Origin of the sequence: Sulfitobacter sp. 15WGC (genome assembly GCF_005068605.1) — a bacterium.
GTDB classification, from domain to species: Bacteria; Pseudomonadota; Alphaproteobacteria; order Rhodobacterales; family Rhodobacteraceae; genus Sulfitobacter; species Sulfitobacter faviae.
This window is the reverse complement of sequence record NZ_SZNL01000018.1, coordinates 37,336-53,677: the sequence shown is the minus strand read 5'-3', so window position 1 is coordinate 53,677 and position 16,342 is coordinate 37,336. Positions and strand designations below refer to the sequence as shown.

Genomic DNA, 16,342 nt, shown 5'->3' with positions numbered 1-16,342 from the left:
GATATCAGGGGTTACCGCATCATGAGCAAGCAGAAAAATGATAGACAAACCAATCTGACACGCGGCATCCGCGTCGAGATCGCCAGCCTTGTCTACAACCTCATCGAGGTCGTCGTATCCGTCACCGTTGGACTTCTGACCGGCAGCGCCGCACTAGTGAGTTGGGGCCTCGACAGCACGGTCGAAGCCACCTCAGCCGGGACGCTGATCTGGCGCTTGAAGGCCGAGAAGGACGGTGGCGACAAGCGCACGGTCCTGCATCGCAAGAAGGTCGCGCTCTATGTGGTCGCCTGTGCTTTCTGGATCGTCGTCGCCGCGATCCTCTACGAGGCGGTGTCCGCCTTCATCTCGCAGGAGGCACCGGGCTTCAATTGGTGGGGGATCGCGATCCTGTTTGTCTCTTTAGTGGTCAATCCGCTATTGGCCTGGGGCAAGTATCGCTACGGCAAGCGGCTCGATTCACCCGCCCTGAAATACGATGCCAAGGATACCATGATCTGCGAATACCAGACCGTGGTAGTCTTAGCCGGAATTGGTCTGACACAATGGATGGGCTGGTGGTGGGCCGATCCGGTCGCGGCGCTTCTGATCGTGCCCTACGTTGCGTGGGAGGCGTTCGAGGCCACGAAGGATGCGTGGTCGGTCGATCCGGACGAGGCCGAAGCTACTGCCGACGCCTGACGTTGCGCATGATGAACCGGTTCTCGGGCAGGGGTGGCAGCTCTCCCGTGTCCAGCTCCAAATCCTGATCCCACACATCGTAGTCGATGTCGTTCACAAGATATCTGCAAAACGCCTTCATCTGGCTGATCGCGATCCACTCGCCCGGACAGCGGTGGTTCGTGTAGTGGTCGCCGCCGCCCTGTGAAATAAAGTCGTAGGGGCTCTCGACGCGTCCCTGAAACCGTTCGGGCCGAAACTTAAGCGGCTCATCCCATGAACGCGGATCGGTGTTCGTGCCATAGAGGTCCAGCAGAACCCGGTGTCCTTTGGGAAAGCGATACCCTTGCCACTCGAAAGTACTTTTGACTCGTGCCGCGACCGCAGGAAAGAATGGATAGAGGCGACGGACCTCCTGAACGAAGGGTTCAAGCAGTCCTTCGTCGTTCCGCAGTTTCTCCTGCCATTCTAGGTACCTGTGCAGGGCGTGCGCCGTCTGAACGATGAATACCGACACCGCCACGGTCGGACGCAAGACGTTCAGCAGCTCTACGGCGGCCACCCTGGGGGTCAACAACTCCCCACCGAGATCGCGCCATGTCGCGATGACATGAAGGGCGCTTTCCTGCGTCGGCTGAAGCTCGCCATCGCGGACCTGTTGGATCATCCGTGCTGCCCATTTTTCCAGGCGGTGGCGCGCCAGACGTGCAGCCCAGTGTTTGGGGCCAAAGGCCCCGGCGTCCTGAAAAAGCGCTGTAAGCTGCGCCGTTCGGGTCGCTACCTCAGCTTCTTCAAGCAGCACCCCGGCCCAGGCGCAGGCAGCTCTTGTGAGCATTTCGCGCACTTCGTCATAGAGGACGACCTCGTTCCTCGCCTCCCAGTCCGGCGCATATTTGTCCAACATGTGAAGCGACGTGCCCTGAAGCGCGGCGATCCGCTCGGTCCCCATGAGTGACATGAACATCTTCTTGCGGTGCTGGTGGGCAGCGCCGTCCAATCCCTGAACGCCGCCTTCGCCCAGCAGGGTCTTCTGTATGCGGCCCGGCATCGAGCCCGCGCGGATCAGTTTATCCTCGGAATAGAAAACTTTCGCTGCCGCCGCGCCGGTCATGCAGATCGTCTCTTGAAGGAGGATGCGGGTTTCGAACAGGTCTGTGTCGAGTGCGCGGCAGGTCTCCGAGATGAACCCATATGGGTTGCGCAGCAGGGCCAGTGTGCTGTCAAAGCCTTTCGCAGATGGTATGCCGAACATGGGTTACACCCCCGTTGTGTTTTCCTTGCGTTCACTCTGACCAGGCTTGTCCTTCGCAGAGCGGAAGCTGTCCCAGAACAGCAGGGCCGCACCGCAGAAAATCGTTACGTCCGCGAGATTGAAGGACGGCCAGTGGTATGATCCGTAATGGAAGTCGAGAAAGTCAGGAACGGCCTGATAGCGTACGCGGTCAAGAATATTGCCGAGTGCGCCGCCGATGATCAGACCGAGAGCGGCAGCTGTCAGCCTGTCCGGCGCGCGCCATAACCAGATCAATAGCCATGCCACGATCACGCCAGCAAGCGCGATGAGACCCCACCACGGTACGAACCCGCCGAGCATACCGAAGCTGACCCCATCGTTCAGAACCCGCACGAGGTTAAGAAAGGGTAAAACCTCGACCCCGCTCTCGAGCGCCGGTGTGGTCAGGGCGAGCGCCTTGGTGCCCTGATCGAGACCGAGCGCTGCGATTGCGCAGAGCCCACCGAGAACGCGACCGTTCATGCCGTCGCCTTCAGATCGCCCCGCGCGTCGCGGATGATGGCCCAAGCGGAGTGCAGGAACAGTCCGGCGATACCGAAGGCGACGATAAGGTCGGGCCACGCGCTGCCCAGCCACGCCACGAGACCGGCGGCGATGACGACCGCCGCATTGCCGATAGCGTCGTTGCGCGAGAACAGCCAGACAGCCCGCATGTTCGCGTCGCCCTTGCGGAATCGCAGCAGCGGCAGAACGGAGACGACGTTCACGACAAGGGCGATCATACCGAGCAGGCCCATGAGACCTGCATCCGGCGTCGTCTGTTCGAAGACCCGAACGATGGTTGTGCCGAGGACGCCAAGACCGAGGAGCCCGAGGAAGATGCCTTGGATCAGAGCCGACCGTGCCCGCCAAGCGAGGCTCCAGCCGATGGCCAGCAGGCCGAGGAAGGTGATCGCGCCATCGCCGATGAAATCGAGCGCATCGGCCTTCACGGCCTGCGATCCGGAAATGAAACCGCCGATCATTTCGAGGACCCCGTATCCCACGTTCAGGATCACGACGATCCAGAGGGCACGGCGGTAGGCCGGGTCCTGATGGGCCGGATTTGGCGGAATGTCTGCATTGTCCTCGATCCGGTCGAAGCTGTAACCAGTCACCGCAACGGCCTTTTCGATGTCCGGCAGGCGCCCTTCGGGTGCAGCCAGTGTCATGATGTGGGTTGCGGCCGACACTTTCACATCGCCGGGCGCTACCCCGGCCGACTGTGCCGCCCGCTCGATCTGTGCAGCATCCTTCGCGCAATCCATGCCGGAAACCCGGTATCGAAACAATGGCGCATCTGCTATCTCGTTGTCTGTGTTGGCCATGATCGCGGCTTTCCTGCTAAAGTGGATAGAAGATTCCATATATCAGCGAGAAATGATATGGCGCAAATCGTTATGGACAACAAGACCACCACTATTGAACAGCGCGCGAAATTGCTTCGCGGCTTCGCAGATACCAGTCGTTTGACGATTTTGGACGCCTTGGCAAAAAGTCCGTTCGTCGTTCAGGAGCTCGTCGCGCACACGGGACTAACTCAGCCCAATATCTCCAATCATTTGCGATGCCTGCTGGAGTGCGGGCTTGTCGCCAGCGATCGAGATGGACGGTTTGTTCGCTACCGTATCAGCAATTCACGTATCATAACGCTATTGAGCGATGTAGATGCTCTTCTTGATGTCGTCGCAGAAGGGGTTGAGGCTTGTGACAACTATCGCGAGACGTGATTCAAGATGTCGCGGCCTTCGGCCAGGTCGTTACATCGCTCCGGTTTGGTCGTTCTTTAGATGTAGTTCTTTCGACGTGAGACACAGTCGAGATGTTACCGCGAAGGTTTTTTCAACCAATGGCGAACATCGGCCCCGCACCCAGAATATCGGATAGTCCTGCGGTGACGGGCCACGACCGAATTGCTGGCGGACTGGTCTGTTCTTGTCTAAGTAAGAACACGAAAGCCCCGGTTCGACCTCAATATTTTTCTTGAACCTATAGTAGCTTTAGGAGTTAGGACCGCAGGCGAAGAACGGCATTCGATTCAAACAGGCCATACTGCTTCAGGCTTTCCTTAATGAACGGCAGAGCGGTTTTGTTTGAGCTTAGTTTGCCTACCTAACGTTGAAGGAATAAGAATGATGCTGACAAGACGACATTTTCTCCAAACCAGCGGTGCGCTGTTTTCTACTCCAATCGCTGGCCCGCTACTGGCAGCCACCCGGCCCACCAAGGAGGAGAAGGCCGCCTGGGACGCGCAGGTCACACCTCCCGCTTTTGATCCAACTACGTCAAACCCGTGGGGCCTGCACCCGCGCTTTTTGCCCCAGCGGGTGGACGCTAAGGACGGGCTTGTTCCGGGAGACGTCCACGTTGATGCCGTAGCGCGCTACATCTATCACATCGAAGAAGGGGGAACTGCGATGCGTTACGGTGTGGCGATCGCCCGTGGTAACCTGTACGAGCCCGGCACGTATACGATCCAGCGAAAAGTGGAATGGCCAAACTGGACGCCGACCCAAAACATGATCGCACGCGATCCCGAGCTCTATGGCCCGGTTGCCGACGGTGTTGACCCTGGCCCAGAAAACCCTCTTGGCTCGCGGGCGCTTTACCTTTTTGAAGGCAACCGAGACACCTATCTTCGCATTCACGGGACGCCCGAACCAAGAAGCATCGGCGGGCGCGCGAGTTCGGGGTGTGTCCGCATGGTCATGGCACATATCAACCATCTATACCCGAACGTCAAAACTGGTTCGACGGCGTTCCTGTATTCGGCAGAAGAAAGCGTGACCCCGCGAACGTGATCTACGCCCAACCCGTCTGCACTGGTCAATTAGTCACGCCGAGCGCGTGGTGCAGATCGGGTTGCCACCTATTGAGCGGAGCGGCACCAGTGTCGTTTCTACTGGACCGCTGTGCTCATACCAGTAGCACCCATCCTCGGAACGAAGCCGAGCTGTTGTGAGGTCCTGACCAGGTGCAGCTAGGTTAACGATTTGTTCGGGAAGGTTTCCAACCGCGTCTACCGGCGCGCGGGAGTTAGCCATTGGTGCGGCACATCCGCTTGCGAGCAGCAGGGCCGCTCCAATCATCATATGTCGTGTTTGCATTCAGTCCTCTGACCTGTCCTACTTTGGTTTTCACCAACAATCTTGCATACCGGGCACAGGTCCACAAGAACCACCCTGGGGCGGTCGGAGCGCGGCATCTTCAAAAGAGTTCATAAAAAGAAACGCAATTTTTCTATTGAACCTCTAGTAACTGTAGGGGCTATGTCAGAGTTGAATCAATCTAATCCTAGGGTCAATCTATGTCTATCCATGACCACCGCCGCGACCACAAACACAAATCTGACCGCGATCGCGAGCACAGTGATTATCAAGAGCATCCGAAAGGAGTTTCCCACTCTCATGGAGAAGGTGGTACGTGCTGCGGTGCTGGAGCCGACACGGAACCAGCACAACCCATCCCCGCGACCGGACGAAGTTTCCAGGTCTCTGGTCTGGATTGTGCCGAAGAGGTGGCGATCCTGAATAGGGCTGTCGGTCCAACAGTTGGCGGGACAGAGCATCTGGCGTTTGATGTCATTAATGGACGAATGACGATTCTGGATACTGCGGATAAGATTTCAGATGATGAGGTCGCTGAGTTGGTCGCGAGCACGGGGATGAGCGCGAAACCGTGGGATGCCGACAACGCGGCCGAAAATCAGGCAGCGCATTTGGCACGTCAAAAGCGTTTTACCACGCTGAGCGGCGGGTTTTGGGCGGCAGGATTTCTCTACCATATCGTCGAAACGGGCATGGGTGGTGCGCTTGGTCTGTTTGCAGGGCATGGCACGGCGCCGATGCCCATCGCGGAAGCCGGGCTGTTTGCCGTCGCAATCCTTTTTGGCGTCTGGCTCGTTGCACCAAAGGCCTGGTCTTCAGCACGCAGAATTAGCCCTGACATGAATCTATTGATGGTGGTGGCCGTGGCGGGTGCTATCGGGCTGGGCGAATTCTTCGAGGCAGCGACAGTTGCGTTTTTCTTTTCACTGTCGCTCTACCTTGAGAGCTGGAGTGTGGGGCGGGCGCGCAATGCGGTGTCGGCCCTTCTGGATTTAGCACCGCCGACAGCCAGGATCATTCGGCCGGATGGTAGCGAGGCGAATGTTCCAGCGGCAGAAGTTGCCGTGGATGATCGTTTCATCGTGCGCGGCGGCGATCGCATCCCACTTGATGGCGAGGTCGTAGAGGGGGCCGGGGCTGTTGACCAGGCCCCGATCACTGGCGAAAGCGCACTGGTTCCGAAGGAACTCGGCGACGAGGTTTATGCCGGCACAATCAATGGTGAGGGCACACTGACGGTGCGCGCTACGAAGGCCGCCTCGGACACGGTGCTCGCGAAAATCATTCGCATGGTCGGCGATGCCCATGCCCGTCGCGCCCCGGTCGAGCAATGGGTCGCGAAGTTTGCACGCATCTACACCCCCATAGTGATGGCGCTGGCGGTCGCCCTTGCGCTGGTGCCGCCGCTCCTCCTGGGCGGTGCCTGGGACTATTGGTTCTACAATGCGTTGGTGCTGCTGGTAATCGCCTGCCCCTGTGCCCTTGTCATCTCAACACCAGTTTCGATCGTGGCAGCGCTGACCGCGTCGGCGCGAGCAGGGGTGCTTATCAAGGGGGGCGCTTATGTTGAGGCGCCAGGTCGCACCACTGCGCTGGCGATGGATAAGACGGGAACGATCACTATGGGCGAACCCGAGGTTGCAGCAGTTCACGCATTGGGCGAAGCCTCCGCGGGCGATCTCATAACGCTGGCAGCGAGTTTGGAGGCACGGTCTTCGCACCCGCTGGCACGGGCCATTCTCGCGCGCGCGCAAACTGATGGTGTTTCCATAACTGCTGCAGAGGATACACGCACCGTGCCTGGACGCGGGCTGGAAGGGCGCGCCGACGGGCGTGTAATCTGGCTCGGCTCGGATCGGTTCGCTGAGGAGAAGGGGTTTGGCAATCACATTCCGACAGATTTGAGAGATCGAATAGAAGGAGCAGGGAGCACCTTAGTTGTAGTGGGTGACGAGACTGCCGTGGTCGGCATACTAGAGCTGCGCGACCGCATCCGCCCTGATGCTAAGGGGGTCGTTGAAAAGTTGTATGCGCAGGGTGTGGAGACGATCGTGATGTTGACGGGCGACAACGAACGCACCGCGCGTGCCGTCGCGGCCGAAGTTGGGATCGACGAAGTGCGCGCCGAACTTTTGCCAGAAGATAAGGTGACGGCAATCGAAGAACTGGTGGAAATCCACGACATGGTGGCGATGATTGGTGACGGCGTGAACGACGCACCGGCCATGGCGCGGGCGCATTATGCCATTGCCATGGGGGCTGTCGGATCTGATGCGGCCATCGAGACGGCCGACATTGCGCTGATGACTGACGATATCGGCAAGGTGCCCTGGCTTATTGGTCATTCACGCCGGACCATGTCGATCATCCACCAGAATATTGGTATATCGTTGGCGACCAAAGCGCTGTTCGTCGGGCTGACCGCGTTCGGCATGGCCTCTATGTGGGGCGCCATCGCTGCGGATGTGGGCGTATCCCTGTTGGTGGTCGCCAATGCACTGCGGCTTTTGAACGGCTATCAGATCAAGGGCGGGCCTTCGGGCGGTGAACCGGTGGGCGAGAATATGGCAAAGGGAGCACTGGCGCACGGTCATTGATCCGGCATTTGCGGTTAAGTAACGCCTAAAACACATCAGACCTCACGAAAGGGGCATCAAGCAGTAATGACTACCAATTTTCCACGACGGGTCTTTATTCTAAGTGGGTTGGCTGCCTTCCTGTCAGGCTGTGCAGATAAGTTCCGGACCTACAACGGACCCAAAGTAACCCGTCTTCGCATGTACAAGGCACAGCGGTTGCTCGTCCTTGACGGGAAGGCTGGCGTTTTGCGTACATTTCCCATCGGATTGGGCTTCGCGCCCCAGGGTCACAAACAGTTCGAGGGAGACGGCCGTACGCCAGAAGGCACCTACGTGATTGACCGACGCAACCCGGACAGCCTCTTCCACCTCTCCATCGGCATCTCATATCCCAACGCGGCGGATATTGCCTTTGCTGAGTCCCAAGGAAAGTCGCCGGGTGGCGATATTTTTATTCACGGTGGGCCACGCAAGGGGATCGACCCGATGAACAAGCGTGACTGGACCGCAGGATGCATCGCCGTAACGGACCGTCAGATCGAGGAAATCTACGCAATGGTGAAAAATGGAACACCGATCGACATTTATGCTTGATGGTTAGGTAAATCGACGACGCAGCGTGATGTTGATCGCCTCGATGACGATGACTAGGCCGACGACGGCAATCGTGACGCTGGCCGCCTTGTCATACTGAAAAGAGCGGATGTAGGTCTGGATGTAAAAGCCGATCCCGCCCGCGCCGACGATGCCGAGGACCAACGACTCACGCAGGTTCAGTTCGAACCGGAAAATCGTGTCGCGGGCGATGACTGGGGCCATCTGTGGCCAAATCGCATGTCTGAGCCGCACGAGCGGTCCAGCCCCTGCACTTTCAAGTGCTGCGATGGGGGCGCGAGATACGCCGTCGATCGCCTCGGCATAGAATTTAGCGAGCATCCCAGTGGCATGAAAGGCAACTGCGATGATGCCGGGCAGCGGCCCGAGCCCGACCGCGCCCACCATGAGCATGGCCACGAGGATCAGCGGTACCGCCCGGATAAAGGCCAGCAGCGCGCGGACCGGCCCGAACACCGCACGCGAAACCATGGTTTCGGACGCGAGAATAGCCAGAGGGGTCGACAGCAGCACTGCGCCGAGGGAGCCGAGGATTGCTATTCTTAGTGTCTCTGCGCTGCCTTTTTTTGATCTCGGTCATCACTGTCGGATCGGGCGGGAACATCCGGCCGATAAAGTCGGTAATCCGTGGACCGGCCGAAGCAAGACGCGACAACTCGACATCGGTTGTGACGAGGGACCATAGGATGGCAATAGCGATCAGCGAACTGGTGACGAAGCCGCCGAAGTCGCGGGGGGCCATCATAACACCGCCCGGGGACCGAGTTCCGGCGTCGGTCCTGACCCCCGATAGAGTTCGGCAGTCGCATCGTCTTTCAACTCGGACGTTGGCACGTTAAACGCGATCCGCCCCTCTCGTATGCCGATGATGCGCCCTGCAAAACGCCGCGCCAGATCGGGTTGGTGCGAGGAGAATAGCGCTGTTGCATCACGCGCTCGCGCCGCCTTGGTCATCAACCCCAGAACCTCTCCAGCGCGGGCGGGGTCGAGGTTGCTCACTGGCTCGTCGGCGAGGATCAGCCGTGGTTCCTGCGCCAGACATCGCGCAATAGCCACGCGCTGTCGCTGTCCTCCGCTGAGACTGTCGACACGGCGTTCCGCGAGTTCTGCGATGCCGCAATCGGCGAGTGCTGTGCGGGCAATATCGAGATCGTGAGCCATTGGCGATCCCAGTACTGCTTGGAAAGGTGACATCCGCCCCAGGCGGCCGTTGAGCACGTTGCGTAGTGCCGTGGAGCGTTCTACGAGGGCGAATTCCTGAAACACGAAACCGGTATCAGGACGGCGAGCTCGGGGTGGTGGGCGGTCGGGATTGAGCGGCGCACCCAAGACAGAAACGCGCCCGCGCCATCCCTGAATCCTACCGTCGAGCAGCGCCAGCAACGTCGTTTTGCCCGCCCCGGATGGGCCCAGTAAAGCGACACACTCGCCCGCCGGGATCCGAAATGAGACTCGTTCCAACGCTGGTAGCTGTGCGCCCTTATGGACATAACTCAGATCGTCTATTTCGATAGCCATGCTCATCGTAACAGCCCGTATTTCTTTGCCATATCGCGTACGCCTTCATACGCGGTGCCGTCTGCCCTGACGTAGCCATCTGGTCCGTAAAGATAGCTCAATTTGTCGCGGTGCTTCGGTTCGTTGAGCTTCAGCATGACGTCAACAAAACGGGCTTGCAGGGCGGCATCGAGTTCTGGGCGTGCGATCACAAGGTGACTTGGAATCGGCGCGCTTTCTACGAGCCAAGTCACCTCGGCCTGCTGTTGTGGGGTCAACAACAAATCCGCATACTGACTGGCACCGGCGGCATCGACCAGACCTTCGGCCATAGCCTGCATGGCTTGCTGGTAGCCTCCCGCAAAGAACACGCGGCCGAAGAATTTCTCCGCTGCGCCAGGACCCTCAATTAGCCCGGCCTTAACGAATTCGGAAAGAGGATAAAGATAACCTGATTCAGAGATCGGGTCGGCAAAGGCGATATCGCGCCCGCGCAGGTCTGCCAGCGTATCGATACCGCTGTTGCGGCGGACAAAAATGCGTCCTGTGTAACTTGACGCGCCCCGGTAGACCTCAGACAAGAGAGGTACCGCGCCAATTTCCGCCTCCGCCAGAACGAAAGGCAACGCGCCCATGAAGGAGACGTCTGCATCTCCGTTGCGAAGTGCCTCGACAGCCGCAGCATGGTCGATGGTGACGAAGCCTTCCACGGGAACGCCAATCTGTTCGGATAGCCATCTTGTGATGGCCTCAATGTCGCCTAAGAGCTTGTCGGGATTCTCCTGCGGAATGAAAGCAAGCCGCAAGGGAGTGTCTTGTGCGATCAGCGGGGAGGCCAGCGAGATCGCGCCTGCACTGGCCAAGGCCAGCATATTTCTGCGGGTTAGGTAGAATTCCATCAGAATGCCCTCTCTTCGATCGCGTCGGCTTCGGTCTTGAACGCGGTCCAACTTGCTTCGGCGGCCTCCCAGTCGTCGTCACGGGCTGCATCGCCGACTGCGGCAAGACGCTCGGCCAAGGCATAGACTTCGGGCCGTGCGGTCAGGTTCGACATGGTGCTCGCGTCTGCGGCGAGGTCCGCAGCGACAGTATCGGTCAGCAGCAGGATGTGCTCTGCGTCACGTCGGGGCAGAAGCGTGTCGAGCGTCGATGCAAATGTCGCCAATTCGGCAAATGTCAGGCGAAAGGCGGTGTTCTCTGCGTCGAACTTCTCGTAAGGCTCGTCTGCCGACCCTACAGTCTCCAGATACGCGGTCAGTTCAGTCCGTTCCGTCTCTGATAGCCCGAGCGATTTCGTCTCATCGAACCACTCAACAACGGCGGCCAACGTCGACAGCGAACCGTCGTGAAAATAGGGGGCGGTATATGCGGTTCCCAGCAAGGACGGCGTATCCAGCGCGCCTGCGCGCGCGCCACTATATGCCGGCGAGACCGATCCAATGTCATGGGCTTGCCGATCGAGGAAATTTGCGTCAGGCACGTGGCAACTAGCGCAGGAGCGATCGCCTAGCCCAGCGAAAGGCCGATTAAAAATAGCCTCGCCTCGGTGCGCCGCGTCCGGGTTTGCCTCGGACAGCGTACCATCCGCATTCAGCTTAGAGTTTGGTAGGAAGTCGAACTCGAGCATGTATCCTACCAGCGCGTCGAGCATCAAGGGCGTCGGCTCCGCGCCGCCAAATTCATTGACGATCACGTTCCGGCTGAAGTCGCGCAGAGAGGCAAAGCGCCCATCGCGACCATAAGGCCCGGTGAAGCGCAGCCCGCGCAGGCTCGGAATGTCGATCGGGTCGTCGCGCCGGTCGTTGAAGATAGGATTAAAGAACGCGCCATGACGTCGATGGCACCGGGTTGGTGGCTGGCGCCCGGGATGAAGAGGCGCTGGTTCACATCCGAGCGATTGTGACAGGTCGAACAGGCGATCCCGAGGTTTCGCGCAGGATTTCCGAATATCTGCGGGCTGTCGAAAAGCATGTCGCCATAAGCCACCAAGGGCAGATCGGTCTCGTCGATACCTTGTTCCTCGAAGTTGAGGACAAGCAATGGCAGCGGGTCCTGATCGAAGATGTCGGAGCCAGGCGGCAAGCTTGGCGGCACCTCGATAGTGCGTCGGCTGAACACAGCGGTTTCGGGCAGGGCACTCAGTGTCTGACGTGGAGCATAGTTGGCTAAGAGGTAATTTTCCGCGAGATAGCTGGAAATGACTGCGCGCGCGGCCTCCAGCGTGTCGCGATCCGCGGAAAAGGCGCCAGCGCCGAGAAGACCAGCGGACCCCGTGCTGCTGTTAAGTTCCAGCCAAGCGAGGCCGATACGTCTTGCTGCTTCGGGGTCGGCTGCCGCGATACCATCCTCAAACGCACGGTAGAGCTCGCCTGCCGTTCGCAGAGCCTGGCGCGCCTTTGCAGGTTCTTCGGCTGCGAGAGCCCGGTCCAATTCCTCTTCGATCCTAAGCGCTACAAGACGAGTGGCCTCTGTGAAAACTGCTTGCCGGTCTTCACGTGCCACGGCGTCAAGGATACCATCCGGCTTGATACCGCTTTTGCGGTCCACCCACTCCAACGCGCCGGTCGAGAATTCCGAACCCCGGTGAGGTTCTGTCCAAGCGGTCTCGATGTCGTCCCAAGGCACTGGCGCGAGATTCCCAAGAAAAAGTGTCAGCCGATAGGCTGCCGCCTCAGGAAGCCACGGAGCCTCTTTGACAGGCGTCGTCCCCCCGGGTCCGGACAGCAGGACCGCGCTTGCAGCGGTTAGCAGCAGCCTCGAAAGATTTTTTATCACCATAGCCTCCAGCGCTAAAACTTAGACTCGTCTAACTTAGGTATTCTAGGCTAATTAGATTGTCAATTTTAGTTATTCGTTGCAATGTCCGGACATGTCGAAGCTACAATCATACGAACGCGAGGCGTTCGAGACTGTCGAGAGAGCTCCCGAAGCGCAGGCTAAGGGTTTCGCGACTGTGCGCCGAGCACATGAAAGCGAAATGGCGGAGGATTATGTGGAACTGATCGCAGAGCTGATCGAGTTGCGGGGGGAGGCTAGGCCGGTCGAAATCGCCGAGCGGCTTGGCGTGAAATCTCCAACAGTGACCAAGAACATCTCCCGACTCAAGGCTGCTGGTTTGGTGCGGCGGGAGCGTTACCGCGCAATATTTCTAACCGATGCGGGCCGAGAATTGGCCGAGGCCTGTCGCCGCCGTCATAGAGTCGTTGTCGCGTTTCTCCTCAGCCTGGGAATCGACGAAGAGACTGCAGAACGCGATGCGGAGGGGATCGAGCATCACGTCAGCACGACCACGCTGGAGGCCTTCGAACACGCCCTCCTGCAATCTCAGAGCGGCAAGTAGCGCAGCATCAAGTTCTCGCGAAATTCAGAAAAGCAAGACTCAGGAGGCGGCGGCGTCAGCAGTCAAAGGCTGGTGGGTCTGTTCTGATGGTCAACTTTAGTGCAGAAAATCGTTCGTGTCCTCTGAGCTTGGCCAGCCCGAGATAGTGTGCCCAAAATCTCTGACTGCGACGACGGTGCAGCGAAAATGTCGATCGCGGGAAAAGACGTGGGTACAACCTTTGATTTGCTCCTCTGTTCAAAGCGCATAGACAATAGTCACCACCGTCGTCATGACGATGAAGAACATGACCAAGGCGCCTATGGCGAGCGTCCGGCCCATGTCGCGGTTTGGCTTTGCCACTTTCAGACGCAATTCTTCGGCCGTTTCCGGAAACTCGAGCGCCGCGGAGTTCGAGCCTCGCACCAACTCGTATCGTGAATTCCAGCGACGCACCTCGGCCGCGTTCCACCCGTTCAAGACCAGAATGATCGCGGCGATCATCAGCATCGAGGACGGGACCCAGATCGTATAGCCACCCATGGTTTCGTCGGACAGGGGATCAAGCAACCCGGTTGCCGCCGTTTGGTAGGAGGCATAGAGGCTCACCTCTTTGAGTGTCGTCAGGGAACCCAGAAAAATGTTTGAAACGATCACCGCAAAACCAGAGATCAGCCTTGCGCCGCGCCTCGCGCCCTCAGGGGGATCTCTCGGGTCGAAGAGCATGCCGAAATACCAGATCCCTGCCAGAACCATCGCAAAATGGGCGAACATCTCGATCGCCGCGATGCGCTGCGCAAGTCCGTAAAGCAGTGGAATCTGCCAGATAAAGAGCGACGTGATGAGCGCGGCAGTGGCGGTTACCGGATGTGCCAAGAACCGCAATGCAATAGATTTTCCAAGAGCGCCGAGGTATCGACGCCACCGTCTGTTCAAACCGACTTGCAGGAATCGCCACGGCTGCGAGACCGCGATGAGCAGTGGTCCTGCAAGGCGGAGGAGAAGGTGCTCCACTTGATGCGCCGAAAAGAGGCTGTGCCCCAACGAAGCCAGAGGCGCATTCGTGGCCGCGAGAATGCAGGTCAAGCCAGCGAAGAACAGGGCTTGCCGCCAAATGGAAACCGTCCCGCGCAGCCGTGTGGATCGCGCGACGCCGCGCATGTAGATCCATGCGGCCAAGCTGACGGAAACAAGGGACACTGGCGAAATCGCGTATCCAAACGGGTCGAAAAGGAGGAAGTAGGCGATCATTGGCTCATGTCATCTTGTATTGTTGGCCTTTGGACAGATGCCGGTAAAAGTCGGGATGTTCCCACAGCGCCACCCCGGGCCAAGGACAGATCAGTGGACATCGCGAGGTATTTGCCCTGCATCCACATTGGAAACAGGTTTTCATAGAATCGTGAGAGCGGGTGGCCGGACTGACCGGCGGGCGCGATGAAATAGGAACCGGCTTCTTCCGAAAACGACATGACCGCCTGAAAATTGGTGCCCGCGCTGGTCGCGAAGGGGCGGTCATCGTCAGAAGCAAACAATGTTGCAATCAGCGTGTCGGGAGCGCCCGAAGATGGGGCTTCGAGAGACAGCAGATCGCTGATGATCCCGCTCGATCGGATTGGTGCCCACTTCATATTCGAAGCGTGTGCTTCGCCCCAGACCCAAGCGGACGGATCGGGTCCGTAGCGGTCGACAAGCCAGCCGATGGCATCATCCAAGGCCGCACGAACCTGATCCTGGCAGGTCTCGATGGGGGTGGACGGGCGGATGTCGCACCAGATTGCGCTCCCTCCGCGATCTGAAAGCACCGCAAATAGGACATCGGCATTTGGCCTGGCCCAGACCTTCGTCGCGGATGGAAATTCATCCTGAAGTATCCGTTTTTGCAACGCGCGCGCCCAGGCCCAGAACAAGAGCGGCTCCGGTGAAAAGCGATCCATGTCGCCATTCCATCGGGCAAGTTGATTCAGAATAACGCCGCGAAGCCTATCTGCGCGGTTCTCTTCGAGAGCACCTGTGGAACCCACGAACCAAAGCTCTTTTGCCATTATAGGAAGAAGCGCCCGCGCGGCAGCGCTGACCGTGTCGCGCTGCACCGCAATCGCGCCCTCGACCGAGAATATCGGCTGCCGCTCATCAAGAGCAGCCAGACGGGCGCCTCGAAACGATAAAGGAGTTTCGACCTCCCTGTCAGGCCAGCGAGCAAGGGTTTCTCGGTCGATCGCAAGAATCTCCAATCCGGCTGGTGCCAGGTTCATGCTTGCGTCCATAGCATCGTTCACATCGGCGGACCGCGCCAGACGGTCAAGCATCATCAGAAAACTGCCGGCCTTCGCAGCGGTGGGACTCACTGGCTCTTTCAGGGTTTTCAGTGACACAGATCGGAACGCCCAAGCGACGCGTTCGCTGCGACCGACGACAATGAAGGGCACACCCGGCATTGTAGCCCCAATCGCGGCTCCGGTCGGGAGTTGAATATCCGCCAGGTACCATTCAGAAGGCAGCGATAAGGGGCCACGTATATCGGCGGTGAGAATTGGTGCTCCCATAGCTGTTCTGTCTCCAGGCAACGCCCAAGCTTCGAGGCTGACCTTGGGCGAGGTCACAAACAGCTCGGGCAAAAAAGGTCGGTCTGACAAGCCGGACAGGTCACTCTGGCGACTCTCGGATTGAAGATCGTTCAGAAACGCTTGAGCAAGTCTGAGACTATCGACGGGTCTCCAGGCTGCGATCATTCTCTCATCCGCGATCAACAGATCGGGTGAGCCTCTGCCGCGCCCGCCTTCGGATACCAGACCAAGCCACGCGTTGACACCTGCGGCATATGCGTCGAGCGCCTGGGCTGTCGAAGGCTCGACTTCGAACGTCTGGTCAAGTGGCAACAAGGCTTGCGCTGCCCGCCTTGCCCGCAATAACTGGCCAAGCCTGTCCTGAGCGTGAACGAAACCAAGCGCGAAATAGGCGTCCGCAGCAGAGTCTGCAGAAATGTGCGGTATGGCCGCAGCATCTCGCAGAATATCGACTGGACCTTCGATTCCCGCAACTCTGAAGTCCTCGTCATAGTCGGGGACGGAGGCGCGCAAAAGAAAGTAGACGACACCGGATACGGCCAGTCCTGATGCAAAAACCGCCAGGAGCAAGTACAGTAATATGTTGAACAGTCGTCTCAATTCGTTGCCGGTACCAAAGTAATCTCAAGACGTGATGCGCAAGAGGATCACCGAGGCGAAAAAAAGCGAGTAGGCCGAAAGCAATACTGAAGCTTGTCGCGTACTGAAGTATATCCAGGCGGTTC

The 16,342-nt window shown here is 58.7% G+C and carries 16 protein-coding genes; 6 read left to right on the top strand and 10 right to left on the bottom strand.

Features of this window, described 5'->3' with window-relative positions; genetic code table 11:
* The first annotated feature begins 21 nt into the window (after positions 1 to 21).
* The gene (locus FCK22_RS14590; RefSeq protein ID WP_197470885.1) at positions 22 to 681 is read left to right on the top strand and encodes a cation diffusion facilitator family transporter; all 660 of its coding nucleotides are present in this window, start codon (positions 22 to 24) and stop codon (positions 679 to 681) included.
* On the opposite strand, the gene FCK22_RS14585 is transcribed toward FCK22_RS14590, so the two are convergent.
* From FCK22_RS14585 to FCK22_RS14575, 3 genes are all read right to left on the bottom strand, one after another.
* Positions 665 to 1,771, bottom strand: coding sequence for a cytochrome P450 (locus tag FCK22_RS14585; protein WP_248646536.1), 1,107 nt, complete (start codon positions 1,769 to 1,771; stop codon positions 665 to 667). The two genes, FCK22_RS14590 and FCK22_RS14585, sit on opposite strands and share 17 nt — an antisense overlap.
* 144 nt (positions 1,772 to 1,915) lie before the next feature.
* A complete protein-coding gene (gene lspA, locus FCK22_RS14580) occupies positions 1,916 to 2,416 on the bottom strand; it encodes a signal peptidase II (RefSeq protein WP_035714444.1) in 501 nt (166 codons plus the stop codon).
* Positions 2,413 to 3,261: a cation transporter gene (locus FCK22_RS14575; RefSeq protein ID WP_067264414.1), complete on the bottom strand. Its 849-nt coding sequence runs from the start codon at positions 3,259 to 3,261 to the stop codon at positions 2,413 to 2,415. Before FCK22_RS14575 ends, lspA begins: the two co-directional genes overlap by 4 nt.
* Before the next feature lie 72 nt (positions 3,262 to 3,333).
* Here FCK22_RS14575 and FCK22_RS14570 point away from each other — a divergent pair, with 72 nt between their 5' ends.
* From FCK22_RS14570 to FCK22_RS14550, 4 genes are all read left to right on the top strand, one after another.
* Complete coding sequence (locus tag FCK22_RS14570) at positions 3,334 to 3,663, top strand: metalloregulator ArsR/SmtB family transcription factor (RefSeq protein ID WP_231886347.1); 330 nt, start codon at positions 3,334 to 3,336, stop codon at positions 3,661 to 3,663.
* 405 nt (positions 3,664 to 4,068) lie between these two features.
* Complete coding sequence (locus FCK22_RS14565) at positions 4,069 to 4,734, top strand: L,D-transpeptidase (protein ID WP_067264455.1); 666 nt, start codon at positions 4,069 to 4,071, stop codon at positions 4,732 to 4,734.
* 716 nt (positions 4,735 to 5,450) lie between these two features.
* Positions 5,451 to 7,637, top strand: a complete 2,187-nt coding sequence (locus tag FCK22_RS14555) for a cation-translocating P-type ATPase (protein WP_067264400.1) — start codon at positions 5,451 to 5,453, stop codon at positions 7,635 to 7,637.
* A 66-nt stretch (positions 7,638 to 7,703) separates the two neighbouring features.
* A complete protein-coding gene (locus tag FCK22_RS14550) occupies positions 7,704 to 8,213 on the top strand; it encodes a L,D-transpeptidase family protein (RefSeq protein WP_067264398.1) in 510 nt (169 codons plus the stop codon).
* A gap of 3 nt (positions 8,214 to 8,216) precedes the next feature.
* Here the strand turns inward: FCK22_RS14550 and FCK22_RS14545 are convergent, their stop codons facing one another.
* The 5 genes from FCK22_RS14545 to FCK22_RS19355 form a co-directional block, all read right to left on the bottom strand.
* On the bottom strand, positions 8,217 to 8,747 hold the full coding sequence (locus FCK22_RS14545; protein ID WP_248646533.1) for an ABC transporter permease subunit: 531 nt from the start codon (positions 8,745 to 8,747) through the stop codon (positions 8,217 to 8,219).
* 228 nt (positions 8,748 to 8,975) lie between these two features.
* On the bottom strand, positions 8,976 to 9,758 hold the full coding sequence (locus FCK22_RS14540) for an ATP-binding cassette domain-containing protein (protein ID WP_067264396.1): 783 nt from the start codon (positions 9,756 to 9,758) through the stop codon (positions 8,976 to 8,978).
* Complete coding sequence (locus tag FCK22_RS14535) at positions 9,755 to 10,630, bottom strand: phosphate/phosphite/phosphonate ABC transporter substrate-binding protein (protein ID WP_067264393.1); 876 nt, start codon at positions 10,628 to 10,630, stop codon at positions 9,755 to 9,757. Before FCK22_RS14535 ends, FCK22_RS14540 begins: the two co-directional genes overlap by 4 nt.
* A complete protein-coding gene (locus FCK22_RS19360; protein ID WP_248646538.1) occupies positions 10,630 to 11,358 on the bottom strand; it encodes a cytochrome c peroxidase in 729 nt (242 codons plus the stop codon). Before FCK22_RS19360 ends, FCK22_RS14535 begins: the two co-directional genes overlap by 1 nt.
* A gap of 62 nt (positions 11,359 to 11,420) precedes the next feature.
* On the bottom strand, positions 11,421 to 12,509 hold the full coding sequence (locus tag FCK22_RS19355; RefSeq protein WP_248646531.1) for a hypothetical protein: 1,089 nt from the start codon (positions 12,507 to 12,509) through the stop codon (positions 11,421 to 11,423).
* A 91-nt stretch (positions 12,510 to 12,600) separates the two neighbouring features.
* Between FCK22_RS19355 and mntR the strand changes: the two genes are divergently transcribed.
* A complete protein-coding gene (gene mntR, locus FCK22_RS14525; protein ID WP_067264388.1) occupies positions 12,601 to 13,071 on the top strand; it encodes a manganese-binding transcriptional regulator MntR in 471 nt (156 codons plus the stop codon).
* 237 nt (positions 13,072 to 13,308) lie between these two features.
* Here the strand turns inward: mntR and FCK22_RS14520 are convergent, their stop codons facing one another.
* Both FCK22_RS14520 and FCK22_RS14515 read right to left on the bottom strand, forming a co-directional pair.
* Complete coding sequence (locus FCK22_RS14520; protein WP_067264385.1) at positions 13,309 to 14,301, bottom strand: cytochrome c oxidase assembly protein; 993 nt, start codon at positions 14,299 to 14,301, stop codon at positions 13,309 to 13,311.
* Complete coding sequence (locus FCK22_RS14515; RefSeq protein WP_093744242.1) at positions 14,298 to 16,217, bottom strand: penicillin acylase family protein; 1,920 nt, start codon at positions 16,215 to 16,217, stop codon at positions 14,298 to 14,300. Before FCK22_RS14515 ends, FCK22_RS14520 begins: the two co-directional genes overlap by 4 nt.
* Between the last annotated feature and the right edge of the window lie 125 nt (positions 16,218 to 16,342).